The organism is Aliinostoc sp. HNIBRCY26, assembly GCF_050235535.1.
Taxonomy (GTDB): Bacteria; Cyanobacteriota; Cyanobacteriia; order Cyanobacteriales; family Nostocaceae; genus Trichormus.
In genome coordinates this window covers 5430630-5456964 of sequence record NZ_CP189852.1, presented here as the reverse complement: position 1 = coordinate 5456964, position 26335 = coordinate 5430630, and the positions used below count along the sequence as shown (strand labels likewise).

Annotated in this window: 19 protein-coding genes; 10 read left to right on the top strand and 9 right to left on the bottom strand. The window is 38.4% G+C overall.

The genetic code is table 11. The annotated features are described in order from the left end of the window. Positions 1–92: 92 nt before the first annotated feature. Positions 93–2849 carry a pentapeptide repeat-containing protein gene (locus ACQFX9_RS23105; RefSeq protein ID WP_427158798.1) on the bottom strand — a complete coding sequence of 919 codons (2757 nt, stop codon included), beginning with the start codon at positions 2847–2849 and terminating at the stop codon, positions 93–95. Between the two features lie 431 nt (positions 2850–3280). Then, positions 3281–4474 carry a glycosyltransferase gene (locus ACQFX9_RS23100; RefSeq protein WP_427158796.1) on the bottom strand — a complete coding sequence of 398 codons (1194 nt, stop codon included), beginning with the start codon at positions 4472–4474 and terminating at the stop codon, positions 3281–3283. A 223-nt stretch (positions 4475–4697) separates the two neighbouring features. Here ACQFX9_RS23100 and shc point away from each other — a divergent pair, with 223 nt between their 5' ends. After that, entirely contained in the window at positions 4698–6614 is a 1917-nt protein-coding gene (gene shc, locus ACQFX9_RS23095) for a squalene--hopene cyclase (protein ID WP_427158794.1), read from the top strand. A 173-nt stretch (positions 6615–6787) separates the two neighbouring features. Here shc and ACQFX9_RS23090 read toward each other — a convergent pair whose 3' ends face one another. Both ACQFX9_RS23090 and bioU read right to left on the bottom strand, forming a co-directional pair. Beyond that, a complete protein-coding gene (locus tag ACQFX9_RS23090) occupies positions 6788–7309 on the bottom strand; it encodes an orange carotenoid protein N-terminal domain-containing protein (protein ID WP_427158793.1) in 522 nt (173 codons plus the stop codon). A gap of 509 nt (positions 7310–7818) precedes the next feature. Further along, positions 7819–8823, bottom strand: coding sequence for a (S)-8-amino-7-oxononanoate synthase BioU (bioU, locus tag ACQFX9_RS23085; RefSeq protein ID WP_427158792.1), 1005 nt, complete (start codon positions 8821–8823; stop codon positions 7819–7821). Between the two features lie 293 nt (positions 8824–9116). On the opposite strand from bioU, the gene ACQFX9_RS23080 reads away from it, so the two are divergent. The 4 genes from ACQFX9_RS23080 (at position 9117) to ACQFX9_RS23065 (ending at position 13876) form a co-directional block, all read left to right on the top strand. Further along, positions 9117–9785 carry a TraX family protein gene (locus ACQFX9_RS23080; RefSeq protein WP_427158790.1) on the top strand — a complete coding sequence of 223 codons (669 nt, stop codon included), beginning with the start codon at positions 9117–9119 and terminating at the stop codon, positions 9783–9785. Positions 9786–10636: 851 nt separating this feature from the next. Beyond that, a complete protein-coding gene (locus ACQFX9_RS23075) occupies positions 10637–11911 on the top strand; it encodes an MBOAT family O-acyltransferase (RefSeq protein WP_427158788.1) in 1275 nt (424 codons plus the stop codon). A gap of 77 nt (positions 11912–11988) precedes the next feature. Continuing rightward, positions 11989–12930: a DUF459 domain-containing protein gene (locus ACQFX9_RS23070; RefSeq protein ID WP_427158786.1), complete on the top strand. Its 942-nt coding sequence runs from the start codon at positions 11989–11991 to the stop codon at positions 12928–12930. Positions 12931–12961: 31 nt separating this feature from the next. Next, a complete protein-coding gene (locus ACQFX9_RS23065) occupies positions 12962–13876 on the top strand; it encodes an alpha/beta hydrolase fold domain-containing protein (RefSeq protein WP_427158784.1) in 915 nt (304 codons plus the stop codon). A gap of 510 nt (positions 13877–14386) precedes the next feature. Here ACQFX9_RS23065 and ACQFX9_RS23060 read toward each other — a convergent pair. Beyond that, entirely contained in the window at positions 14387–15397 is a 1011-nt protein-coding gene (locus tag ACQFX9_RS23060) for a metallophosphoesterase (RefSeq protein ID WP_427158782.1), read from the bottom strand. 35 nt (positions 15398–15432) lie between these two features. On the opposite strand from ACQFX9_RS23060, the gene ACQFX9_RS23055 reads away from it, so the two are divergent. The 3 genes from ACQFX9_RS23055 to ACQFX9_RS23045 are packed head-to-tail and all read left to right on the top strand — an operon-like array spanning position 15433 to position 17720. Further along, complete coding sequence (locus ACQFX9_RS23055; RefSeq protein ID WP_427158781.1) at positions 15433–16023, top strand: hypothetical protein; 591 nt, start codon at positions 15433–15435, stop codon at positions 16021–16023. A gap of 46 nt (positions 16024–16069) precedes the next feature. Beyond that, the gene (locus ACQFX9_RS23050; protein WP_427158779.1) at positions 16070–16738 is read left to right on the top strand and encodes a hypothetical protein; all 669 of its coding nucleotides are present in this window, start codon (positions 16070–16072) and stop codon (positions 16736–16738) included. A 7-nt stretch (positions 16739–16745) separates the two neighbouring features. After that, complete coding sequence (locus ACQFX9_RS23045; RefSeq protein WP_427158777.1) at positions 16746–17720, top strand: hypothetical protein; 975 nt, start codon at positions 16746–16748, stop codon at positions 17718–17720. Here the strand turns inward: ACQFX9_RS23045 and ACQFX9_RS23040 are convergent. Then, positions 17697–18050, bottom strand: a complete 354-nt coding sequence (locus ACQFX9_RS23040; protein WP_427158776.1) for a hypothetical protein — start codon at positions 18048–18050, stop codon at positions 17697–17699. The two genes, ACQFX9_RS23045 and ACQFX9_RS23040, sit on opposite strands and share 24 nt — an antisense overlap. 94 nt (positions 18051–18144) lie before the next feature. Between ACQFX9_RS23040 and ACQFX9_RS23035 the strand changes: the two genes are divergently transcribed. Next, positions 18145–18519, top strand: coding sequence for a DUF2809 domain-containing protein (locus ACQFX9_RS23035; RefSeq protein ID WP_427158774.1), 375 nt, complete (start codon positions 18145–18147; stop codon positions 18517–18519). On the opposite strand, the gene hetF is transcribed toward ACQFX9_RS23035, so the two are convergent. Then, positions 18516–20981 (bottom strand): cell division protein HetF, encoded by a 2466-nt coding sequence (gene hetF, locus ACQFX9_RS23030; protein WP_427158772.1) that lies wholly within the window; start codon positions 20979–20981, stop codon positions 18516–18518. The two genes, ACQFX9_RS23035 and hetF, sit on opposite strands and share 4 nt — an antisense overlap. Positions 20982–23978: 2997 nt before the next feature. On the opposite strand from hetF, the gene ACQFX9_RS23025 reads away from it, so the two are divergent. Beyond that, a complete protein-coding gene (locus ACQFX9_RS23025; RefSeq protein ID WP_427158770.1) occupies positions 23979–24305 on the top strand; it encodes a thioredoxin family protein in 327 nt (108 codons plus the stop codon). Between the two features lie 46 nt (positions 24306–24351). On the opposite strand, the gene ACQFX9_RS23020 is transcribed toward ACQFX9_RS23025, so the two are convergent. Both ACQFX9_RS23020 and ACQFX9_RS23015 read right to left on the bottom strand, forming a co-directional pair. Next, positions 24352–25086 (bottom strand): phosphoadenylyl-sulfate reductase, encoded by a 735-nt coding sequence (locus tag ACQFX9_RS23020; RefSeq protein ID WP_427158769.1) that lies wholly within the window; start codon positions 25084–25086, stop codon positions 24352–24354. Positions 25087–25647: 561 nt separating this feature from the next. After that, positions 25648–26139 (bottom strand): orange carotenoid protein N-terminal domain-containing protein, encoded by a 492-nt coding sequence (locus ACQFX9_RS23015; RefSeq protein ID WP_427158768.1) that lies wholly within the window; start codon positions 26137–26139, stop codon positions 25648–25650. Positions 26140–26335 lie beyond the last annotated feature (196 nt).

The following is a 26335-nucleotide window of genomic DNA, read 5'->3' as shown; positions in this document are numbered from 1 at the left end:
CTTTCTTAAATATAAAACCTACTTTTGTAGTATGGAATAGAAGGATTATGTTCAGTCTTCCCATATACACAACTTAACTAAACATCCTGCTGCTAATACCATGTAAAAGGAATTTCTGCTGGATTTTGACAAATTACTGGTAGCCAACTTGCACAAGGAAACTCATCTTCTAAACCTTGTAATTTTAAGCGTCCTTCCCTCACGGATTGATATAAAGGTTTACCACTTGAAAACTCTGTGAGGAAATTCTTTAAAAATTCTTGTGCTACTTTATCGGGTACTGGTTCACGCATCACAATCATTTGCGGGATATGCAAATCAGCTAAATTAGCTGCTAATCCTAAGCCATCGCAGGAATTAAAAATTGCTAGACTTAGACCTTTATTAATAGCTTTGGTGATGGCATTTTTCAATTCAGCAATAGTTAAACTCTCATTTTGATTAATGTGGAAATGTCCAACTTTTTGGTCAATTTGACTAAAACTGTGTCCAGCAAAAAATAAAATATCCCAAGGTTGTAGCCAAAGTTGGTCATTGAGTAATTGGCGTTGTGGTTCTATCAAAAACTGAACTTCGGCATGAGGCAATTTTTCTAGAAACATTTTATCTTTTTGTGTATTAATACCAGTGCTGTCTCCCAATATCGCTAATATTTTGATGTGAGATTTTGCAGCTTGGTATTTTTCTTTTCTTTCATAATTAGTTGCAGCAAGAGCAATTTCTGCTTGAGGATATCGGTCAAAAAAATCCCAAATTTGCCAGGGTATGCGGCGTAATAGGGTATCTTCTGTTTGCAAGATGATCCGAATTGATTCGGAGGGATTGAGTTTTTCGAGTAGTTGCTCTTTAACGGGACGGAATAATTCTGAATTCAACCATAAATTCACCTGCTTGTTGACAGCATAGGCTAATTTATCGCATTCTTTGAATAACTCTCTTTGGCTAATGTTGGTAACTTGCATTTCAGGAAACTTGATGCGTGCATTTCCCTGTAAGCTGTGGCGATATGCAGTTTGCCATTGATGGTAAGCTAAGGCTAATTCTGAGGCTGGAGGTAATTGTCCATGAGATTGAAAATATGGGCGATCGCCTTCTAAGCTAATCTCTAAGATAACGGAAAATCCTGTATTTAAATCACCTTGTACTAATTTTAAAACTACTAGCTGCCCTGGTGTCACTTGTTGCGGACGGGGAGCGATCATTTGCATTATTTCTTTTAAATCTGCTTGATGTTGACGATACAGGGTAATCTGTTCATCTTTACTTTTCAATTCCGCCTGATATCTTGCTTCTAACTGTTGCAGAGCAAATTCATAATTTTGCATAACTTCAGCATGAATTTTCGCTTTATTCGTTGTTTCTGGTGCATCCACCCGCACAACTACAACACCATCGCCCTTATTTTCAATACTTTTAATTGTTAAAGGGATATCTTCATTTTCCATTTTTACTTTTGCTAAAGCCGCAGATAAAGCTTGTAAATCTAAGCCCTTGCGAAAAATTAAATCAACAGTATTGATGACGACTTGAAATAGTTTAGTAAATTCTCCTGGTGCAAATTCCCCACTACTAGGGCGACGTTCTTGTTGATTATTTAACAGATAAACGTAGTCACAAATCACCCCTTCTAGTTGAGTTGTGTTGTCTATATTCCAGGCTTCCAAACAAGCTGCTGTTAAATTTACCTGCTGGAAATTTGTTTTAACGGCTTGAGTTTTTGTTAAATTTGCCCCTTCTAAAGTTGCACCTGATAAATTAGCTTCGCTGATATCTGCTTCACTAAAATTAGCATAACTCATATCTACATCTGTCAGGTTTGCGCCCTTCAGATTACAACCGACAAAATCTTGATGCGCGCCGATTTTAGATATTAGTAACTTGCGGACTTTTGGGTTTTTTAAAATTGTGTCACCAAACAAAGCATAATCAAGTTGTTTAGCAGCATAAAAGTTGCAGTGAGTCAGAGTTGCATTTCTGATGTCTATATTGCGGAGAGTAGCGTGAGCGAAATTAGCTGAACTGATATCAGCATTTTTCAAACAAGTACCGCGCAGGCTGACTAATGCAACAGCAATCTTTACAATTAAGTCGTATTTTTTATGGAGATTTATAGCTTGCCAACCGACATAACTATTGAGTAACATCACAAAAATAGTTACACTAATAGCACCAAGAAAACTTTCAATAAAAGCACTGGTAATATCTCCTGTAAAAAGTCCCATACTCACAGCCATTCTTGCTACTACCAGAGAGCCAGGAATAATGCCAATTAAACTGAGAATAACTATTGTGGCGATGAAGGAAATAGCAATTATGCCAGCAATAGTGCAAGCTATAACTCCCGTGAGGAAAGCAACCGTAATAGCAATCATAAAAGAACCAGTGACAAATGGAATCACTACTGCTTGAGGAAATGTACCAGCAAATATTCCACAACAAGCTCCCGCGATCGCACTGATAATTACAACTGTTCCTAAAGCTGCTCTGATCCCTCGAAAAATGTTAACAATAAAAAAAATTGTCAGTGCGGTAAGTGACGACAAAAATAGGTAAATATTAATATCAGGAGCAGTTCTAAATATAAAAGTTATTAAATAAGTGCCAGAGAACCCTGAAAAAGTTCCTGATATTATGGATAGTAAAAAGGCGACTAAGAGTAAGAAAAATGCCCAATCATTCTTAATACCAGCTTTGGCATTTTGAAAGTTAGCATTTTTGAGAATAGCGTTGGTAAAATTTGCCCCGCGAATATCAGAGTTACTAAAGTCCGCATTTGTCAGGTTTTGACCACTGAAGTCACGACCCTGAAGATTTTGACCTGCAAAGTTAAAAACCGTTACTAACGCCATAATTTAAAATATAGAAATCCGACTTGTTTATTGAAATTACTTAAGTAGAACGAATTGAAAAAACCAAACTATGTGAAGTAATTTAAAAAAAATGGTAGCTAGTTAGTAGTAAGGACTACCCTTCGGGAACGCTCCGCGAACAGTCCTTATTAGAGGACTAAAGTCCTCACTACAAAATTTGAATTATCTACACCATTCTACTTACGTAGGTAGGGAACAGGGAACAGGGTAAGAGGATATTTGAAAAGTTATGAATAATGTATCAAATCAGTTTAGATACCCCTAAATTCAAGCCACTTGCTTTCCGCAATTGCTCATGGGAGTTTCCCCTACGAGCAACTGCGGACGCTCCTTGTCTCCCCGGCTGGAGGCACTTGAAAAAGCGATCGCAAACGTAATGTACGCCAAATTGTCATTAAGATTATTTTGGTTTAACCTGGATAAACTCTACCTTTCCACGCACCACCTCGTCCTTGCCAATGACGTAATGCAGAATCTATAGTCATTAAGGTGTAGAGAAAAGCGATCGCAGGTAAACTCAAAGCAAATACAAATGAACATCGGTAAAAACGCACTGTCGGGAAATAAGCTAAAGTCATCAACAACCAAGCAATTAAAGCAGTGAGTGCAATGAATTGATTTTTTAGCAATGCACCTATAAGTAAACCCAAAGGCGGAACTAAATAAATCAACGTCATCGCCACCACAGTTCCCAACAGTAACCAGGGAGAATAATTTAATTGAGTATATGCAGTCCGCGCCACCATATCCCAAATTGTTTGCAAAGATGGATAAGGGCGCAGACTGCGAGTCAACGAACTCAAACCCAGCCAAATTTTTCTTGATTGTTGACTGTTGACTGTTGACTGTTGACTAACACCCAACTTTACAGCTTGCGCTAAAGCGCAGTCATCAATTAAAGCTTGACGGATGGCTGAAATACCGCCAATTCTCTCTAATGCTGTAGTGCGAATTAGAATAGAACCACCAGCAGCCGCAGCCGTTTTATTTTGAGGATTATTCACCCAACGAAAGGGATAGAGTTTTTGAAAGAAGAAAACAAATGCAGGAATTAACAGTTTTTCCCAAAAGCTTTGACATCTCAGCTTCACCATAATAGAAGCTAAATCTAAATCTGCTTGTTCAGCCTTGGCAACTAATCGCCGCAGATTATTGACATCATGTTCAATGTCTGCATCAGTAAGGAAAACATAATCTGGTGCTAATTTTGTAGCGTTTTGAATCCCTTGTTCTACCGCCCAAAGTTTACCCGACCAACCAGGCGGTAAAGATGCACTAGAAATAATATGTAACTGTTGCGCTTTATCAACAGCATGGGCAACCCCTTCAGCAAAAGCAGCCGTCCCATCTGTACTATGATCATCTACCAAGAAGACATGAAACTCCCCAGGGTAGTCTTGAAGTAAAAGCGATCGCAGTGTAATCGGTAACAATTCCGCCTCATTGCGCGCCGGAACGACTACACACACTTTAGGTAAGGATGTTAACACAGGCTCAACCGCCTCTAACTGCGTATCTACCCGCCAAAATTGCCCCCGCAAAGTTAATAATCCCAACCAAATTGATAAAGATAATAATGTGATTCCTAAGATAAATGCACCCATATTGCTCCTAGTTGATGATTATTGGGGAATGGGGAGAGGAGGGAAGGGGGACAAGGGAGACAAGGGAGATTTTACTTTAATGCCCCATTCCCCATGCCCAATGCCCCATGCCCAATTCCCATTTCCAATAAATCCCTCAAACACAATACAATATTTGCTAAATGCGGGAAAAATTTTTTCTCCGTACTGCCGTATTCATCGCGAAAATATTGAGTAGTATTTAATGCAGACACAAAACAGGGTACAAGTCAATCAACTTGCAGAAGCGATCGCAGCTAGTCAACAATATTTGCTATCACTGCAAAATCCGGCTGGTTACTGGTGGGCTGAGTTGGAGTCTAATGTGACTATCACGGCTGAGGTGGTTTTACTCCATAAAATTTGGGGAACTGATCAAACTAGACCTCTGCATAAAATAGAAGCATATCTGCGTTCCCAGCAACGGCAGCACGGAGGTTGGGAATTATTTTATGATGATGGTGGTGAATTGAGTACGTCTGTTGAGGCGTATATGGCGTTACGATTGCTGGGTGTGCCGGCTCATGACCCAGATATGATACGGGCGCGAGATTTTATTCTCCAACGGGGCGGCATTAGTAAAACTCGCATCTTTACTAAGTTTCACTTGGCTTTGGTGGGTTGTTATGACTGGCGTGGTTTGCCTTCTCTCCCGGCTTGGGTGATGCTATTACCAAAAGAATTTCCGGTGAATATCTATGAAATGTCAAGTTGGGCGCGTTCTAGCACTGTCCCGTTGTTAATTGTCTTTGACCAAAAACCTGTTTTTGTCACTAATCCCAGCATCAATCTTGATGAGTTATATGCAGAAGGTGTAGAAAATGTTCAGTGGGAGTTACCCCGCAGTAATGACTGGACAGATTTATTTCTCACCCTTGATGCAGGATTTAAATTAGCCGAAAGTTTTAATTTTATTCCCTTCCGGGAAGAAGGTCTCAAAGCCGCAGAACAATGGATCTTAGAACGCCAAGAAGCTACAGGTGACTGGGGGGGAATTATTCCCGCTATGCTTAACTCTATGTTGGCTTTGCGGTGTCTAAATTATCACGTCAATGATCCCATCGTGGAACGGGGTTTGCAAGCCATTGATAACTTTGCTATTGAGACAGAAGATAGTTACTGTGTGCAGCCTTGTGTTTCTCCAGTGTGGGATACAGCTTGGGTAATACGAGCATTTATAGATTCTGGCATAGCTCCAGACGATCCAGCGATCGCTAAAGCGGGAGAATGGTTATTACAAAAGCAAATCCTGGACTATGGTGATTGGATGGTCAAAAATCCCCAAGGAAAACCGGGTGCTTGGGCATTTGAGTTTGACAATCGATTTTATCCCGATGTCGATGATACAGCTGTAGTAGTCATGGCACTGCACGCCGCCAAGCTACCTAATGAACAATTGAAACAGATGGCTTGCGATCGCGCCTTGAAGTGGGTAGAGTCAATGCAGTGTAAACCCGGTGGTTGGGCAGCTTTTGATATTAACAATGACCAAGATTGGCTCAACGCCATACCCTACGGTGATTTGAAAGCAATGATTGACCCCAATACAGCCGATGTCACCGCTAGAGTTTTAGAAATGCTGGGTTTATGCGACTTATCCATTGCACCCCACAACCTAGAACGAGCGTTAAATTATTTATTAAACGAACAAGAGACAGAAGGTTGTTGGTTTGGACGTTGGGGTGTAAATTACATCTATGGTACAAGTGGTGTACTCTCAGCCTTAGCTGCGATTTCACCAACAAAATATCAACGTCAAATCGAACGCGGTGCAGCTTGGTTAGTTAGCTGTCAAAACCCTGATGGCGGTTGGGGTGAAACCTGCCGCAGTTACAATGATCCTAGTCTCAAAGGTAAAGGACGCAGCACCGCCTCCCAAACAGCCTGGGCAATTATTGGCTTAATAGCAGCCGGAGAAGCCACCGGTAAATTCGCCCGTGAGTCTCTAGAAAAAGGAATGAATTATCTAGTATCCACTCAAAAATCAGATGGTAGCTGGTTTGAAGCCGACTTTACTGGTACAGGTTTCCCTTGTCACTTTTATCTGAAATACCACTATTACCAACAATATTTCCCCTTAATTGCCTTGGGTAGATATCAAAAGATTGGGAATGGGGAATAGGGACTGGGGAATGGGGACTGGGGACAATGAAAACAAGGAAGACAAGGGGGACAAGGAAGAATGATATTCCCAATGCCCAATGCCCAATGCCCAATGCCCAATTCCCAAAAAAAGGGGAAACAAGGTAAAGCACCTAGTTTCCCCGTCTTCAGCAACACTGAAATTCTTTATGTTTAGACTTGAGTTTGCAGCACTTGTTTCAAGAAAGAGACTAAATCATCCGTGTCTAATGATTGCAGACTGCTTAAAACTTCTGTAGCTTGGTCTGAGGGGATGTAGTCGTTTGGTATATCGATAATGGTGCTGCCTAATCTTTGTCCTAAGTAATACCAAAAAGCTAATTTCTCTTCAGCTTTAAGTGCGCCATATTCGCCTGTGGGAATTTTTGTGCCACCTTGCGCTAATTCCACCATCGCTTTACTCGGATGGGGATCTAGCATGGTTTCATCTTGATCATTTCTGGTAGCTAGTAGCAAATCACGCAAGGCAAAAATTTGTTCTTCTGGGGAAACTTGCTGAATTTGGGCTACTAATTCCGCAGCTTTTTGTGTGGGTAATTTATCTATGTCACTGGTGGAGATTGTATCACTAACTTGGTCGAACAATGCACCCAATACTACCAGGCGATCGTCTATATCTAATTGCTGAAAATTCGCTGCGGCTTGTTCTACGGGATTAACATTGGTAGAAGTCATAAAGCCCTCCTAAAAGATTATCATCTATTTGTCACCAAGGTGAATGTGATTTTTTATGGATTCCAATTATTTTTGATTTTATTCACCAAGTAAAAAAGTCAACGCCAAATTAAATTTGCTAAATAATTGTGTTCACTTCGTTTAAGTTAAAAAAATATCTATGTTTAAAACACTATAAAAAGGCAGACGTAATTATATAAAAAAATAAATTTAAACCAGTCAAAAGGTAGAGGTTTTATTTTTTAATTTAATTTATATTCAAAAAATACAAAGCAAAGGGCGTTACGAGCTTTAGGTGCATCTCACCTATCAGAAATATAAAAATAACAAAAGTAGATATTTAAAAATTGGTTAACCACCTACTTCATTAACATGACTTATTTTTCCGAATATTTGAATTCTCATAAGTAGGCAGGCATAATCAAATATAAAATGTCATAAATTAAAAGCTCCCGTTAACCTAGCGGTATAACGGGAGAGAACATCACTTATGTAGCAATGCTACTTATCTATTTCACAAACTGGGGCATAATTTCGGCGGCTGTAAATATACCATGAATGCCACGTTGATGTAATTGTATGCCAGCTTTGAGATAACCAAAAGCGGGGCCGCAGACATTAGCAGCCATGCTGGTTTCGTCACCTAAAGTGAAAGTGTGGGTAGAAATCTTCCCTTCAAAGGTGCGTCCTGTGACTTTAACGTTGGTGCTGAGGGGCTTTTTAGGGTTGCGGGTATCGACTACACCACCCACAGTAACGCGATCGCGATCTACTATTCCTGCTAACTCTAGCATCACATCATCAGCGTGTTCCATATTTTCTAAGGTCAACACACCGTTAGTTTTATCTAGTAGTGCTTCGACTTCGGCATCAGTCATGGCGCGTGCAGCTTCTACTGTATAACCTGGCATATGCCCAATATCTTCCCGCACAGTTGCACGATAAGCTTCCCAGTTGGCAATACCTACACCAAAGGTAATCTCTACTTTGTGAATTTCCGCGTAGCTTTGGGCGGCTAAGGCGGCGGCGGCGGTTAATAGCCCTGGTGTTGCACCACAGCCTGTCATGTAGGTGATTCCGGCTGCTTGCAGTTCGTCTTTCATTGCAATTAGCTGTTCTACTGCACTAGTGCGTTTAATCGCATCCACTAGCACACCACGCCAACCAGATTGGATAAACTGACGGGCAACAGAAGGAATAAAATCATTGGGTAGGTTAGGTAATGCCAAAAAATAACCATCTACAGGTTGCGCGCTGTCGATTAAGTCTTGAATACTGTTATTGGTTAAATTGCCGATAGGTTCTAGATAACCCACTGAACCTTGAGACTGATAGCTAGCAATGCAGTCTTTAAAATTCAAACCAGTCGCCCCGTAAACATAACCTTTTTGGTCTGCGACTGCGACTAAATTCATTTCCCGTTTCCCAGCCAACACCTTAGCGGCGGCTTGTCCGAGTCCACCGAAACCCAATACTCCCACACGTATAGCTGGCGCAATATTTGCTGTACTCATAGTCAATTAATTAAGTTGAATCACAAGCTTTGAGTATGAACCATTTTGGCTGATAGCAACTCCAAGCTATAAAGGTTAATTATGCTTCATTATCCTGGTTTCTTCCCCAACCAGATCAGTTTTTTCACCAGAAATTTTTGCGGAGTGGCTCAGACTTGAGGAAATTTTCACGCACAACTTGATTAAAAATTCACTGGCAATAGCTTTCCCCTAGCGGAACCGCATTTTTTAGTATAAAAATATATTTATATCTAAATATATTTACTGTCAATAGCTACACCTAAATTTTTAACATGAATAACTACCAAATTAAAGTTTTAGCAGCTACGCTAATGCTGGGGGATCACATTGCATATATTTTTCAGAATCATGAAATGAATCGATATTTGTTTCTCCTCCATTTGATTGGTCGCCTGAGCTTTCCTTTGTTTGCTTGGTTACTGGTTCAAGGAGAATCTCACACGCGCAATTTTTGGCTGTATCTGTGTAGATTAATCATTTTAGGTATTATTTCTCAAAGTATATATACGAATGTATCTAATTCAACTTCTCTCAATATTTTATTTACATTATCCTTAGCTCTAATTTGTCTAAGAATAGCGAGATTGAAACCTAAATTCCAAATTCTAGTTTGGCTACCTGCAACTATATTGGCTGAAGGTGCAGGTTTAGAGTATGGGGCTTATGGAATAGTATTAATTTATCTCGTCAAGCTTATGACAATTAGCTCCAATTGGCTGATAGGGGTAGGTCTTTGGATAGGGTTACACATTTTATACTTATGGCAAATAATATCAAGTGATACAGGTAATTTAGCCCAGGTTCTTACTATTTTTGCACCTATACTTTTTAAGTTAGCAAATTATGAACAAGGTAGAAGAACTTATTTTTTCTATATTTTCTATCCATTACATTTATTGATACTGTTACTGGTCAAAATGAGTTTAAAGCTAGAGGTTTAAATAATTCGATGGGAGGATATAACGACTTTAAAAGGCATGGAAAAATCTAAAAATATTTTATCTTCAATACTTCAACTTAAGATTTAGCATTTTAATTTTTGGATTGGATTTTTAAGCTCCAAATTTCAAATATATCACACCTGCATTTATGTAATATTTCTTATAGTTATCACTAATTACCCTCTTCTCAAGCTAATAGGTGCAGTATCCTCACGCAAAAGTAGAATTTATTTAATTAGTTAGTGATTTTCGATCAAGTGAATACACGGAAGACAAAATCTATTATTGTGAAGCACAATATACTTAATATTAACTAATAGCTTCATCATAAAATTACCAATTTCCTCCGATGTAAGCAATATTTCCTGCATTCTACCTGCTTTCATTTCATTCCTAATAATAACTACAAATATTCAAAAAATTTTATTATTTTACTTAGGAATAGAAAATTTAGTATGCAATATCCTTAATTATAAAATTAAATACATTCTTGATAAGATACACCTAGTTTTATCTTATTTCGGTTACTTAATTTTCATAATAATTCATGAGTAACTTGATTTTTCTAAATTTTCTAAGTATTACAGCCAGCTATTCACACTTGAAAAATGTTATTTCCTACGTACGAATTTTTAGTTTTCTTCATCATTACATTTGCCTGTAGTAGTCTTTTAAAAAAGCACGTAAATACCTATAAATACTTTGTTCTTCTTGTTAATGTAATTTTTTATTCTTTTTTTGGATTAAAATTTTTAGAACTATTAACTATAAACATCATCATTAATTATCTAATTCTTGAAGGCATAAATACAAATAAAAACAAACTTCCGTTTCTAATTTCTGGCATACTTTTGAATCTAAGTTATTTGGGCTTCTTTAAATACTATAATTTTTTCATAGATTCTTTACAAGAAATCTTTAATATACTCAAAATTTCGAGCGACATTCAAATTTTATCTGTATTAGTTCCAGTCGGTATTTCTTTCTACACCTTCCGCATTATTTCCCATTTAATTGACTCCTACAAAAATCAACTTCCCTGCCCAAAGTTTTTAGATTATCTAGTCTATATTACTTATTTTCCTCAAATAGCTTCAGGGCCTATAGCTAGAGCTAAAGAATTTTATCAGCAGTTAAACAGTGATGAAAAATATAACTATCAGACAGAAAGAGTCGTGATATTAATAATTTCTGGGCTGTTTAAAAAATATACATTATCAAGTTTTCTGTTTAATTTCATCCAATCACCTTTTCAAATACCAGAACAATATTCCAGTTTTGACCTAATTCTCGCTGCACTAGCTTATTCTTGTTATATTTACGTTGATTTTAGTGGCTACTCGGATTTAGCAAATGCTATTTCTAGCCTCTTAGGATTTCCACCAGTTCCAAATTTTAATATGCCTTATTGCGCGCAAAGTTTACAGGATTTTTGGCGGAGATGGCACATTAGTCTGTCGCAATGGTTACGAGATTATTTATATATTTCCTTGGGTGGAAGTCGCAAAGGTAATTTGAGAAAGTATTTTAATTTGCTGATGACGATGGTAATTGGTGGTTTTTGGCATGGTGCGGGTTTAAATTTCTTGATTTGGGGATTCTTACACGGAATTGGTTTAGTTGTGACTCACCTTTGGCAAGATTTAATTAAAAATATTAAAAACCGAAAACCATCTCATCAAGACTCATTAAATAATCACATTATTGTTGCCTCTAAGATTAGTCACGGGCAAGTATTTATTGGTTGGTTACGGTTTTATTTTCAAAGAATTACATCTATATTTAGACCTACATTTGCTTGTGTATTGACCTTCAGTTACGTGACTTTATGTTGGATATTCTTCAATACTTCCAACTGGGAAACATCTTTAAAGTTCTTGCAGCAGATGGTAAATATGTCATCAAATATAGAGATGCGATCGCAATTTAATGTCTGGCAATTATACATAACCTTTATCATCATATTTGTCATGAACTTTTATGGAGATAAATTTAGTAATTACTTACAAAATATCCTGGCAAAATCTAATCTAATTCTACAAACAATCTTGATATCTAGTCTCCTCTATACAGTTTTTAGATTAGGGCCAAATACTGTACCACCATTTGTTTATTTTGGTTTCTAGATATTTTTTACTAATGTAATGTTATGCAAGACTTAAAGTTTTTAACTCTTTGTGGTTTAGTCTCATTCTGTCTCATCATGGTTAATAAACCTCTCTTTTTTAAGAGTTTAGCATCTAGTAAAATTGCTCCTAAAGAAATTAAACAGGCTGCTCAACAAATTAAATTAGAAGGGTTTAGTAAAGTTGAATCTGATTTTTGGGATAGTATCAAAGAAATTAACGGGAAATCTCAAATAATTGCCCAAGCTAAAGCATCGGATATCAAAACCGAAACTAAGATTCAGAAAAAACCAGTAACTACTAGTCCAAAACAATCATTTACTAGTCCGCCTGTCAAGCAACTAGAACCAGCCAAGCGTTTTTTATTTCTCGGTGATTCCATTATGGGTTTCCTGGGAGTTGCGTTTGAGAATAACGTCAAAAAATCAGATTACGGATTGGAACAAATCAAAGTCTTTTATAAAATTTCCACGGGATTAAATCGCATCGACTTTTATGATTGGTATTCACACACACGAGAACTTATTCAACAGAATAACCCTGATGTTATGGTAGTAGTTTTTGGTGGTAATGACGACCAAAATATTTTAGATGCCAATAAGAAGTTCCACGAAGAATTAACTCCAGGATGGGAGAAAGCTTATGAAGAGCGTGTGGAAAGATATGCTAAATTGCTGGATGAATATCCTGTAAAAAAGGTTTACTGGATAGGTCATCCTATATCTAATGTGGCTAGATATAATAAGTTCTTTCCAATTTTTAATCGGATTTATCAAAAAGTCTCATTAGTCCATCCTAAAATTGAATTTGTTGATTATTGGAATACCTTTGCTGTTAATGGTAAATTTTCTCCTATAGCTGCTGATAGTACGGGTAGAAAAGCAAGGGTTAGATATAATGACGGGCTACACCCTACTGAACATGGAGCAAAAATTATGATGGAAATTCTCAAAAAACGCATGATAGAAGAGGGTGTTTTAAGAGCAAAATCAAGACCTCTCACACAGACTCAAAAATAATTGAAAATCTTCTCTTAAGTGAATTAGTTTCATGATGCTGAAAAAAAAATCTTATTGTTTTTATATAATTGCTGCTATTATCTCTCTAGCCATTACGCTTTTGAATTGGGAACAGGTATTTGCCAATACCACTTTACAGGTAAAGCAGCAAAAAAATTATGCTTTAGAGCGTAATATTGCCTACGAAACAGTCAACTCTCATCAATTAACACTAGATGTTTATAAAAACAAAAAATCCGGCTTACGTCCTACATTAATGGTAATTCATGGTGGAGGTTGGATTAAAGGTAAAAAAGAAGATGAATTATTTTTTAAACCCTATTTTGATTGGGGATTTTCTGCAGTCAATATTGAGTATAGATTAGCAAATGCAGCATTAGCACCAGCCGCAGTGGAAGATGCTGTATGTGCTTTAAATTGGGTGATGAGTAACGCCTCGAAATATAATTTCGATACTAAAAAAATTGTTTTGACCGGATTTTCCGCAGGGGGACATTTAGCATTAACTACAGGAATGATGCCTGATGTGACAAAATTTAATCAAAATTGTCCAGAAAGTCAACAAACAAAAGTTGCTGCTATAGTTAACTGGTCTGGAATTACTGATGTTAATGATTTGTTAGTTGGTCGTAATCAAAAATATTTTGCAGTGCAGTGGTTTGGTAATCGTAATTCCCCAAGAGAAATGGAAATTGCCAGAAATGTTTCTCCGATTAACTTTGTGCGTCGTAATCTACCCCCAATTCTGACTATACATGGAGAAAAAGATAATTTTGTTCCTTACAGTCATGCAATTAGATTACATCAAGCATTGCGTCAAGTTGGAACAGTAAATCAATTATTTACTGTTAAAGGTGCAGAACATGGAGGTTTTAGTAAGGTGCAGAAACAGCAAATTTATGCCACTATTAAAACCTTCTTGATTAAGCAAGGCGTAATTAAATAAATTCGCAATTCGCAATGGACTAGCGTCCCGCTACGCTAACGCAATTCGCAATTACGTTTTGTAACGCAATAAGGTTCAGTTAAGGTGGTGAGAGTTAATTTCTCAATTTTTGCTCTGCCTATTAGACAATGAGCAAGATTTGGGGGATTCTCCCCCAAGCCCCCGATTGGGGGACGGTTGCGTCCCCCAAACCCCCTCCAAAATCATTTTTTCGTTTTTTGTTGAGTGATCATTTGCTGGCTTGGTTGAAATTTATTTTTCTTATCTAAACCGTATTGTTTTGTAACGGAGATTTAAACCCCACCACAACACTTGCAGCTTGATAGAAGCCTGTGAATTAAACCCCCTAAATTTTAGCTATAGAACTCATATTTGATTTCTGAAAAAAACTCCGTACACTTTTGTTCCTTCTTACCTGTTCCCTGTTCCCTTCCTACGCAAATGATTTCAGGAATCAAAGCGGATTCCTATAGTAAAAAAGTAAGAAATTAGGAAGCTGTTTGTGTTGATTTAATACCTAATCTCCAAATCATTCATTACCTGCAACCATTTATCTGGTGTTGGTAATGTTTCCTTGAGGAAGTCTACTGTCAGATGGCTGGCGTTAGCTTTATATAATAGAGTGGCGTAGCTAAAACAGCTAGCTGGTTTCTTGAAATTATCTTGACCATAAAGCGAAATTAATTCTGTGAGTTTTTCTTCTACTTTCAGAATGATTGTAGGAGCAAAGCTGAGTAAATGATTTACCCATTTTTGCTTTTCACGCATAAAAGCTACGACTTCGCGATGAGAAGAGGTTTTAAAATCATTACAGATGGCTTGAATTTTATCCCACTTATAACTACCCCACGGTTTAGCCTGCATCACGGGTAATTGCCATTTAATCATCTCGTCGTGCCAATAGTCTTTAGGGGCTTGTACCTGTACAATCTCAAAAGTAGGTAAAATTAATGCAGTTAATCTTCCCCCATGACAAGCACCTGTATCAATACCGTAAATTTTTCCTGTGATGATTAACGGTTCATTTCCTACAACATGATGACCAAAGATAATCGGTTTTGTGCCACTATACAACTGACTCCAGTAAGTCCTACCATAGAGTTTTTCTAGATGCTTTTCCCCAGCCGTACAGCCACATAAAACTTCTTCTTTTTGCTGGTGAATGGGTATACCATCTTCTACAGCCGCATGGACGAAAATGGCGTTTTCAGTTTCATGATAATAGGGTAAACGACTCACCCATTCTAAAAATTCTACATAGCGATCGCCAAATTGTAACTTGACGATTTCCTGCGAATAGGAGAGAGTCTGACGTAGGTGCTTACGTTCATGATTTCCCATCAACACAATTGTGTTAGGACGTTGTTTGAGAAATTCGTATACTTTCACGGAATCAACACCGCGATCAACGATATCACCCAATGAAATTAAACAATCTTCCTCTCTAAGTTTGACTTTGGTTAATAGGTGAAGCAATTCTTCATAGCAACCATGAATGTCACCAACTACTATCGTTCGCATGATGCCAATTTTATTAAAAAACTTATATTTATGACATGAAAATTATTATTAATGTAGCATTATTTATTATCTGCGTCATTTGCACCGCACTGCTGATCATCAGCATCTATCCAGGCGTACTGGATAGTCTAATTTTTATCGTTACCTTAGTATCAATTCTTAGCCTTCCTGGGTTTTTCATCGTCGGAATCATGTTTTTGGTAGTGGTAGGACGAAGGATAAATTTGAGAGATATACAAGTTCCTTGGCGGAGGATAGGGGCGATCGCTACTATAATTCTAGTCTCTTATATCCTACTCAAATTCTATATTCCGCGTCGTTTAGCTTTTATGATATCGCGATCGGCATTTGAACAAACCAGAGTGCAAATTCCCTTCTCTGTTAATAGGAAAACGACGCTAGATAGACGACTAGGTTTATATACCGTAGATGAATTAGCCATTGATTCCCGTGGAGGCGTATATTTCCGTGTCTACTCAGGTGGTAGTGGTTTTAGTCCCGATACCACATCCTATGGTTTTGTTTATCAACCTAATCGAGAAGGAAGTCCTTTTGGGATGGCGAATTATCAAGTCTTTCCCTTAGATGAAAACTGGTATTGGTTTCGAGTATCTGACGATTGGTAATAAGGAGGTTATAACTATTAACGATGAATTCAGTTTGAATAGTCTTATGCAATTACTCAAGAACATCCTCAAAAGCTTAATCCTAATAACTTTTATTACCTTTATCCAACTACCTACAGCCTCGGCTGATGTTTTATCCCCTGGAACATCTCGCGTAGATTACTGTTTTCAAGTAGCAAATCTTAACAAATATTCTAATTACTTATTAATTGCCCATATCCAATCAGCCAATCCCAGTTTAGGCATATACAATGTAATTCTCAAACCAGGACAGTGTGAAAGATTAAATGGATACAGACAATACAGTAATATCTATGCCATCAGAAAATCTCAGGTTAAATCCCAAGATATTATCATCAATGGAAATAGAGAATCACTCAAAGACTTTAACCGCAGAAAATCTCAATTAATTCCTGCTAAGAACACTATTAACCCCGTAGAAAGATTACCTGATCGATATGGAATTAAACAAGTAACTGAAGTCCTAAAAATTACAGCTATTACCCCTAAATCTCTGGATTTAAAATATCAGGAAATTATCTACACCTATCAACAAGGTAATTCAGAAAGAAAACCGTATCAATCACAAGATAATCGACCTTTACCTTCTTTAAAGCATAAATTTAATTTATTCAACTTGATAATTCCGAGCATATCTATCTTTGGGATCATGCTAGTTTATCGCCGCACTAAAATTTTTAGAAATCAAAATTAATTTGCAGATGATGTCAATATTTGTGGCTGTTGCTTTAGTGTTAACTAGTGCCATATTATCAGTAGCGTTTCCTCTCGCTACTTATACTTTTACTCTTGCAGCTTTTGGGCTGACTCATGTGTTAACGGAACTACATTATGTTGATAATCGCTTTCGTCAACGTCTCGGAAATAATCTATGTTGGCGGATGAGTCAGTTATTAATTCTCATCATTGGTTTGCGAAGTTTACAAGTATTGAGTTTAATACCTACCTGGTTAAGCATCACTTTAGAATTAAGTTGTGTAGTAGCACTAGTTATTCTTGTCATTCCAGTATTAGCTAAAAAAGACTGGCGACTCGGCATTTTCGGAACTATATTATGCTTACTTTTGTCATTTGGGATATTTTCTTCAGCCACTCTGACATTATTAATCTTTGCCATTCTACACAACATCACCCCTGTCGGATTTATTGCAGAAAGATGGCGAGGTAAGACAAGAAATTATGCTTTATTAATTTGTGTCGTGGTATTTATTTTAATTCCCTTGCTGATTATTTCTGGACTTCCCAATCAAGTTTTATCTTCTTTTGGTTTAGTAGCATGGGAAGCCTCTTTATTTCCCGTTGGTGGACTAGACAATCATTTAGGGGTATTTGTACCACCACAACTACAGAATGAAGCGATCGCTATTTCCCTTTTTTCCGCCGCCGTCTTTTTACAAACTATGCACTATGCCGTAGTTATCGGAGTTTTACCCAAGTGGGAAAATCATCAAAAATCTCAAATCAAGTATCATTTGTTTACCTGGGTTGTGGGATTTCTCAGTGTGATTTTATTTGTGAGTTTTACCAGAGAATTTATTCATACCCGCGCTGTATATGGAATTATCGCCGCAGTTCATGCTTGGGTAGAGATACCGATTTTATTACTATCATTAGCCATTCCCGAAAATAGCCAAATGAGTTTTCAAAGTATATCATCCCAGAAATTGAGCAATTAACAAACCTCCTAAAAATGAGGTTGTATTAGCCATTAATGATATGAACAAACCCTGTTGCCAAGCCAGATTTAAAGTTATCTTATACAAAATACCCTCCGCGATCGCTACAATAATTTCTATTAACCCTACCCTCCAAGGAAATTCCAGATAGGGAATCAATATCTGATTACTTTCCCAAGCTAAAGGATGAGTAAAAAGAGTAGCACCACAGGCGAAAATCAACACTTTATAGATATCATCTAAAGAGAAACGACGCATAAATACTAATATGAAAAACACCATTGGTATTTCAATTACCAGAGAAATCAGTAATGCTAACCACTGCGTCACTTTGCTTTGTTCCTCATGCAAAATTTAAGTTATAACTGCATCTACTGTTCTTCCTATGCCCAATGCCCCATTCCCCATGCCCAATTAAATAATTATGCTCAAATTCAAACAAAAATATTTTTATTGGACAATTATATTATTCATCATTGAGGTATGTATTGCTGTATTTATAGATGATGGTTTTATCCGTCCCTTTGTTGGAGATGTTTTAGTAGTTATTCTGATTTATTGCTTTATCAAAGCCTTTTGGCAAATCAAATCATTGACTGTAGCTTTATCAGTATTTGCCTTTGCTTGTCTGATTGAAGTTTTGCAATATTTTAACTTTGTGAATTATTTAGGATGGCAAAAATATAAAATTATAGCCATTGCTTTAGGCAGCACATTTGACTGGAAAGATATAATTGCTTACGCCATCGGTACAGCAACTATCCTATGGCTAGAACATCGCAAAACCATCATCAACTAATTTTCGGTGATTTCTTTTTGTCGCAGTAGCGATCGCCAATCTGCTATAGTCTTCTCTGTCCACAACCAATTATTCCCTAATTTATCAGCTTGGAAATTTAACGGATCTTGCTGGAGGACGGTTTGTCGCAATTTGATCGCTTCTTTGAGATATTGAGTACGCTTATTTCCTGTGAGACTTCGTGCAGATTTATACATTCCCAAGGCTAAACCAGCATAGGAAGTTAAGGCTTCCGGCGGTAATTGCACCTGAGAATCAGAATTTTGCGTTGCCAATGCTGAACTTAAAGCCTGTAGCCAAGAAGCATTAGCTTGGTTTAAGTTGCCTTCCAGATAATAGGCAAAACCCAAAGCATTCTTATATTCGGCTGAGTCGGGATTTCTTCGCACCGCATTGTCCCAAAAACGACGCACATCGTCAATGCTGTATTTTGTATTTTCTCGCTTGAGAGATTGCCAAGCTAATCGGCCTCTGAGAAAGTTCACAGCAGGTTTTTGAATGTCCTGGCGAGAAATTAAACTCAAAGCTGTTTCCGCATTATCTAGCGCATTGCGATTGAGTAATTCTTCTACAGCTGCTAACCCTGCTTCTAATTCACCTTGATTTAATTTGTTTGTGGCAACGGTTGTTACCATTTCTGTAGACATTTGCCGAATATCTGTAGAAGTCTGACTGGTTTGAGTCGGGGAAGGAATGGGGGGAGTTTCCCGTATAGAGGATTGGCGAATTTGCCACAACAAAGCAAAAGATACTACAAAAGCGATCGCACCTACACCAACCATCGCCAATATTGGGCTTTTTTGACGGCGTTGGCGTTTTTGCGACGATGCAGGGCGGAAATTATGCACCTTGGGTACACTTTGAGAGCCAGCATTTTTAGTCACAGGTACTAAATTAGGTGACTCTAGTTCTTTGGGTGCAGCATGAACAGGAGTTTCTGATACAGTTTGATGGGGTTGAGGTGGTGGAATGGGTGGCGGTGGTGCTGCAACTTCGTTTTCCGTGATTGGCTGTTCTAACTGACGAAAGATATCAGAAACAAAAGCGTAATCTTCAGCATAGGTGGGATCATCGTACTCGATTTCATCGACTAAATCACCCCAAGTATCTTCTCCTAGCCAGTCCAAACCAGAATTGTCACGGGCTAACTCCGAAGGAATTGTCCCTTCAATGGGTACAGACATATCAGGATCATCAACCACAGCAGAATAACCCACAGCCGGCAGGGAATTATGACTCACAGGTGGACTGTATTCTGCAAGGGCATCTGTATGATTGTCATTAGTTGTTTTGGGATAGAGAAAACCGTTAAATTCGGAATGAAGATATAAAATCGGTAATGCCCAATATAGCTGAGGCGAACCATAGGCCGAAATTAGTCCTTGACGAACGCGACTCACGCATAAATCTACAGGATAGCCTTGGCTAAGGTTGCGATAAAACAATTGGGTAAGTGTCAGTGCGACTTCATCAGGAATTCTTTCTGACATCGCCAAAACGCTTTGAATACCCCGCTTGACTAAACTTTCTGTCAGATTACGTTCCCAAGAATCTCTAGGAATATCGCTAGTAGCAGTATATGTTCCCCAACAGGAGTTAAATACCGCCATTTTAATATTGTTGTTAACTAATAAACCCGCTAAATCATCACCACTGAGGGTTTCTGTCAAGCCTGTTCTATTGCTAACTAGATAGATTTCCCCACCATTTGGCCCTAAATTACTATGCCCTGAATAATGGAGGACGTGAAATCTACCTTGTTCTAAAGCCTGGGTTAACTCCTCTCTTCCTGGTTGATCTAACAAGGTGAGTTCAATTTCTGGGAGATAATAACCGCCATTTAAGGATCTAGGTAGTTGACGGTGTAATTCTGCTTGTAATTTGATGGCTTCTTGTTTGAGTAAATTTAAACTAGCCTGATCGGAAGGGGAAGCTAGTACCATCAACACTCGAATCACGCCGTCTTCTGGGAGTTGAGGCCGATTATGAGAAGGAACACCAGAGGCGGGAGAAATGCCACTTTGGAAGCGTGAGAACGCAACATAGGGGCCTGTAGCGAGGGGGCGATCGCCTGCGTGCATGACTTCCCACGGTAGGCGTGCTAATCTATTATCCTTCAGCCCTAATCTTAGCCTTAGCACTTGTTGTTGATTTTGGGCAATTCCTTGAGCTGTAATCCAACTATCCCTGAGTGTGCCTTGAAACAGTGCTTGATAAAGTTGTTGTCCCAATGCCACTAAGTTTACAGAGTTATTAGCGATCGCACCAGACGCGATCGTCTCTCCCTGTAAGACTATTTTTAAGGGGTCATTCATCAGATGACTAGCCATAGCCAGCCAATCATTCACCGGCCAATTCACTAATTCCTCTGCCAATGGCACCCCTGTCGCTACTTTTTCCGTCCGCACCAAATAGTCATTCTGCCCCACTGGTGTCACGGAAATATGGAATTCCTGGGTCACAACTTTTCCCGTTTGCCTCCTCAATCTAACTTGAAACGCCAAAGTTTCAATTCGATTTCTGCTCCCTTTTATACTGTAGATAACTTAGACTACTGATTTTTGCCAAATCAGAGGTTTTCCTCTATCTACATTTACAACTTTATCCGGATTAGTTGCCATCCACCCAGAACACTGTATTGGTAGATGCACCTTGATCTTCAACTCCCCTGGTTGGCTAACGCCTGACTAGGGGTTTTTTCTTTTAATAATATTTCCAGTCTATTTCATCCCAGGAAATAGGGCAAAATTTCTAATTTTTACGGGATATCCGCCCAATCAGGAGGATAATACGTATTTTATGATACCAATAATATGCTAATATTATGTATATACACCCTGATAATTAACTCCCCTAGCTGGTTATCGCCACTAGGGATTTTTTAGCATTGAAAAAATCATCCTGAAAGTGAGGATGAGACATAGAACAATTAATTGGTAGATGCACCCTGATAACTAACTCCCCTAGTTGGCTAACACCTGACTGGGGGCTTTTTTTTCACTTCAGCAAACAGCAATCAGAGCTATTTTATAAAGTAAATATTAAGTAGGGTGTGTTACGGCATTGTCAGGATTTGAGTATGAGCGACAAGATAAATTGCCGTAACGCACCATAATCACACGGTGCGTTACGCGTTGCTTTAACGCACCCTACAATTTAAGCCTTACTTTATAAATCATCTCTCAGCAATCTTGGTAAATTCATCCTGAAAGTGAGAATGAGGGGTAGAACAATTAATTGGTAGATGCACCCTGATAACTAACTCCCCTAGCTGGCTAACACCTGACTGGGGGCTTTTTTTTCACTTCAGCAAACAGCAATCAGCAATTTTGGTAAATTCATCCTGAAAGTGAGAATGAGGGGTAGAACAATTAATTGGTAGATGCACCCTGATAACTAACTCCCCTAGTTGGCTAACACCTGACTGGGGGCTTTTTTTTCTTCAGCAAACAGCAATCTTGGTAAATTCATCCTGAAAATGAGAATGAGGTGTAGAACAATTAATTGGTAGATGCACCCTGATAACTAACTCCCCTAGTTGGCTAACACCTGACTGGGGGCTTTTTTTTCTTCAGCAAACAGCAATCCTGGTAAATTCATCCTGAAAATGAGAATGAGGTGTAGAACAATTAATTGGTAGATGCACCCTGATAACTAACTCCCCTAGCTGGCTAACACCTGACTGGGGGCTTTTTTTCACTTCAGCAAACAGCAATCAGCAATTTTGGTAAATTCATCCTGAAAATGAGAATGAGGGGTAGAACAATTAATTGGTAGATGCACCCTGATAACTAACTCCCCTAGTTGGCTAACACCTGACTGGGGGCTTTTTTTTCACTTCAGCAAACAGCAAACAGCAATCTTGGTAAATTCATCCTGAAAATGAGAATGAAGGGTAGAACAATTAATTGGTAGATGCACCCTGATAACTAACTCCCCTAGCTGGCTAACACCTGACTGGGGGCTTTTTTTTCACTTCAGCAAACAGCAATCAGCAATTTTGGTAAATTCATCCTGAAAATGAGAATGAGGTGTAGAACAATTAATTGGTAGATGCACCCTGATAACTAACTCCCCTAGCTGGCTAACACCTGACTGGGGGCTTTTTTTTCACTTCAGCAAACAGCAATCAGCAATTTTGGTAAATCATCCTGAAAATGAGAATGAGGGGTAGAACAATTAATTGGTAGATGCACCCTGATAACTAACTCCCCTAGTTGGCTAACACCTGACTGGGGGCTTTTTTTTATGATTGACAATCAGTAACTCCAGAAATAATTGATGTATTTAGAAGTCACTGAATTGTCATAGCAAACTTTAAATTACATTGACGAATGTACCCTAATCAATAACTCCCCTAATTGACTGCCACCGACGAGAGCTTTTTTTTCTAATGCAAAAAAGCAACGCCATTTGTGACAATTCCTCCGGAATTTAGTGTGGAATCTAGAACAATTAATTGGTAGATGCACCCTGATAATTGACTCCCCTGGTTGGCTGCCACCAGCTAGGGGCTTTTTTTTGCATAAACTACAGTCAACCTTTACAGCAATTTATCCGGAAGACTGAAATTTATCCTGGAAAAAATAATTGGTGAAGACACCTGAAATGAAATAGCTTCCCTGGTAGTTCTCTAATCACAAAGGCATTTACGGGTAGATGAGTAGATATTGAACTAGTATGCCCTAGTGATCGGTAGTTGCTTGGTGTTACATTCTATCTCAAGATTGGAGTTATATTCTAGCCCAGATAATGTGTGATTGCCAGGAATGTCACAATCTTTTGACTAGATTTTTTCCAATCGTGGGCATTATAACCTATTTGATGACTGTATAGGTGTAAATCGAGCGCGAAGTCATCACATACATTCTTGAATAAGTAATTTGAGAAAAGTTCCCGTGGAGTTTTTCTCATTAATTATCCTTATGTGACTTCTTAGCTATTCTCACTCGCTACGTTTGTAGTGTTCACTTATACTTAAGTAAGTATATATAGCTAAGAGAATAGCATAGCGATCGCCCAATCATTTGCCATAAAAATACCTGATTTCAAGGATAATTTGTAGCTTCAACATCCCGTGATTTCAGGCGATGGCTATATATTAGTCGAGAACTATCGATGATTTTTGTGCAGAGAGAGCATATCTGAGCGCATATGTCTAGATTTGCTCACACTCGGAAACCTTTCGAGATTTTTTACGTCGCGCAATGGTTAATAGTCAATAGTCAATAGTCAATAGTCAATAGTCATTAGGGAACAGGGAACAGAATCTTGCGTTTTGAATTTTGAATTGATTAGTCACTACTCACTACTCATTACTCAGCACTCATTAAGGAACAGATTCATGCCCAATGCCCCATTCCCTCATCTCAGCCGACGGCTATGGAGGTATCCTTAAATATATCGGTTTTATCAACTATTCCAAAATCCAAAATCCAAAATCTAAAATCCAAGATTGTATGAGTTTAGCTGTTGTAAAATTTTCTTCTGAAGAGTGCGGTATCTGCCACAAGATGTCTTTTTATGACCAAAAAGTGTCTGAAGAACTAGGGTTGCAATTTATTGACGTAAAAATGCAGGATACCGCTACCTATCGCAAATATCGTCAGATTTTGCTCACTCAATATCCTGATAAATCTCAGATGGGATGGCCTACCTATATCATTTGTGATTCACCGGAAGGAGAATTTCACATTATCGGTGAAGTCAAAGGCGGACATCCTAAAGGTGAATTTAGAACTCGTTTGCAGGAAGTTCTCAATTCCAACGCTAGTACATCCAATTAATAGTTAAATCCCCGATTTATCGAAAAATTCGGGGATCTGAATCTCACTATTTCTGTAAATTACCTGAGTGCAAACCGCATTCTTTTGCTGTGGACTCTTCCCACCACCAACGACCTTCACGTTCATGCTGATTTGGTAACACAGGTCTGGTGCAAGGTTCACAACCAATGCTAATAAAGCCACGTTCATGTAACTTGTTATAAGGTACATCTAAGGCGCGGATGTACTCCCACACTTGAGCAGAAGACCAATTTGCTAAGGGGTTAAATTTAATCAATTGGTGATCTTCGGTAGAGAAAGCACTATCAAATTCAATCACTGGAATATGATTGCGAGTGCTGGGACTTTGGTCTTTGCGTTGTCCTGTCACCCACGCATCCAAGGTATTCAGCTTACGGCGGAGTGGTCTAACTTTGCGGACTGCACAGCATTCTTTGTGACCATCTTGATAAAAGCTGTATAGTCCCTTCTCTTCTACCAAAGCTTGAACTTCCGCCGCATCAGGGAACATAACTTCTAATTTGATCCCGTAATGTTTTCTGACTTGATCTAAGAATTGGTATGTTTCTGGGTGTAAACGTCCGGTATCCAGTGTAAATACGCGGAAATTTGTGGTAATTTTTGATGCAATATCGATTAATACAACATCTTCTGCACCACTGAAAGAAATTGACAGATTATCGAAGGTTTCCAAGGCAAATTTGAGAATTTCCCTTGGGGATTTTTGACTATATTCTGCTTCTAAGGCGGCAATATTTAAATCGGTATGGATGGCTACCATGTTTTAATGTTCTCCTCTCTCGCACCCTGAATTTTACCAGTTATCAGTTACTTGATCACTGTTCCCTGTCGACTGTCCACTGATTTGATCACCCTGCACATAGCCGCGATACTTTCGGTAAGCTTCTCTACGAGACGCTGCGCGTAGCTTGCTTCCACGGAGTGGTACGCTAACGCCAAAGATTCTGCCAAAAAGACCACTCAGTAAATCAGGAACGGGTTTACGGTTGTCAAGTAGTTTAAGGAAACAACTGGGGTAAATTTAAAGTATAAAATATCAAAAAGTTACAATACAGGCTACGTGTGAGAGGCAACATAATTGTTTCATTACGCTGAATTTTTAGCTGATTGTTAATTTGTGAGTAGATACTAGCGGCGTATCAAGCCTCAGATGTTGCATTAAGAAATCGATTTTATCAGCGTTGATCTGTGGTTTATTTCTTAATGTAATGCGCTCTTTTAGCCTTTTCACGCCGCTACTTACACTTAGATTTTTCTCCAGATAAAATAGCATTTCTATGCTTTAATCAGTCGGAGAAAAATACCAAATTGAAACCGTTTATTAAATTTCAGCACCAGGTTTTGGTTCAGCACCCATTGGGGAAACATAGTCACGGAAAAGCGTAATTTGCTGTTCAAATGACAATGATTTAATTCTATCTAAAAGCTCTTCCGCCTCATCAGAGAGTTCATAATCCCCTGGCATTGGTACAATCGTGTTACTGTCCATACCTTGAGCTAAACGATACCAAAATAGCAGTTTTGTTGTATCACTCAATGAGCCATATTGACGACAGAGTCGAGTATCTACACGGTTAATTAAGTCCCGTTGTAACTGTAATTGTGCTTCGTGATCTAATGCTTGGACTTGATTAAATAAACCTTCAGCAATTTCTGGAGAAACAGTGCTAGCATTAGGCGCGGCTGGTGTAACCGATTCACCCATTTCTGTGTAGATAAACCAGAATAAAGCCAACTGTTCGTCTGTATCTAATTGTCGCCATGCTTGAACGTGTTGGCGAATAGTTGGATCACCAGTTTGTGTAAAAGTCATAATGATTGCGGTTGTGATTATTTCATTAGCAACCCTAACAAGTGTTAGCAAAGTTTAAAACCATACCCAAGATATAATTGCGCTCATCAGAAAGCAGAATTATCTAGGCGTATTTGTATAGGATTTACTTGCGTGGAAAGGAAACAGGGAACAGAGAAGAAGAAAGTATCAATAAAACCAATTTCATAGACAAGCA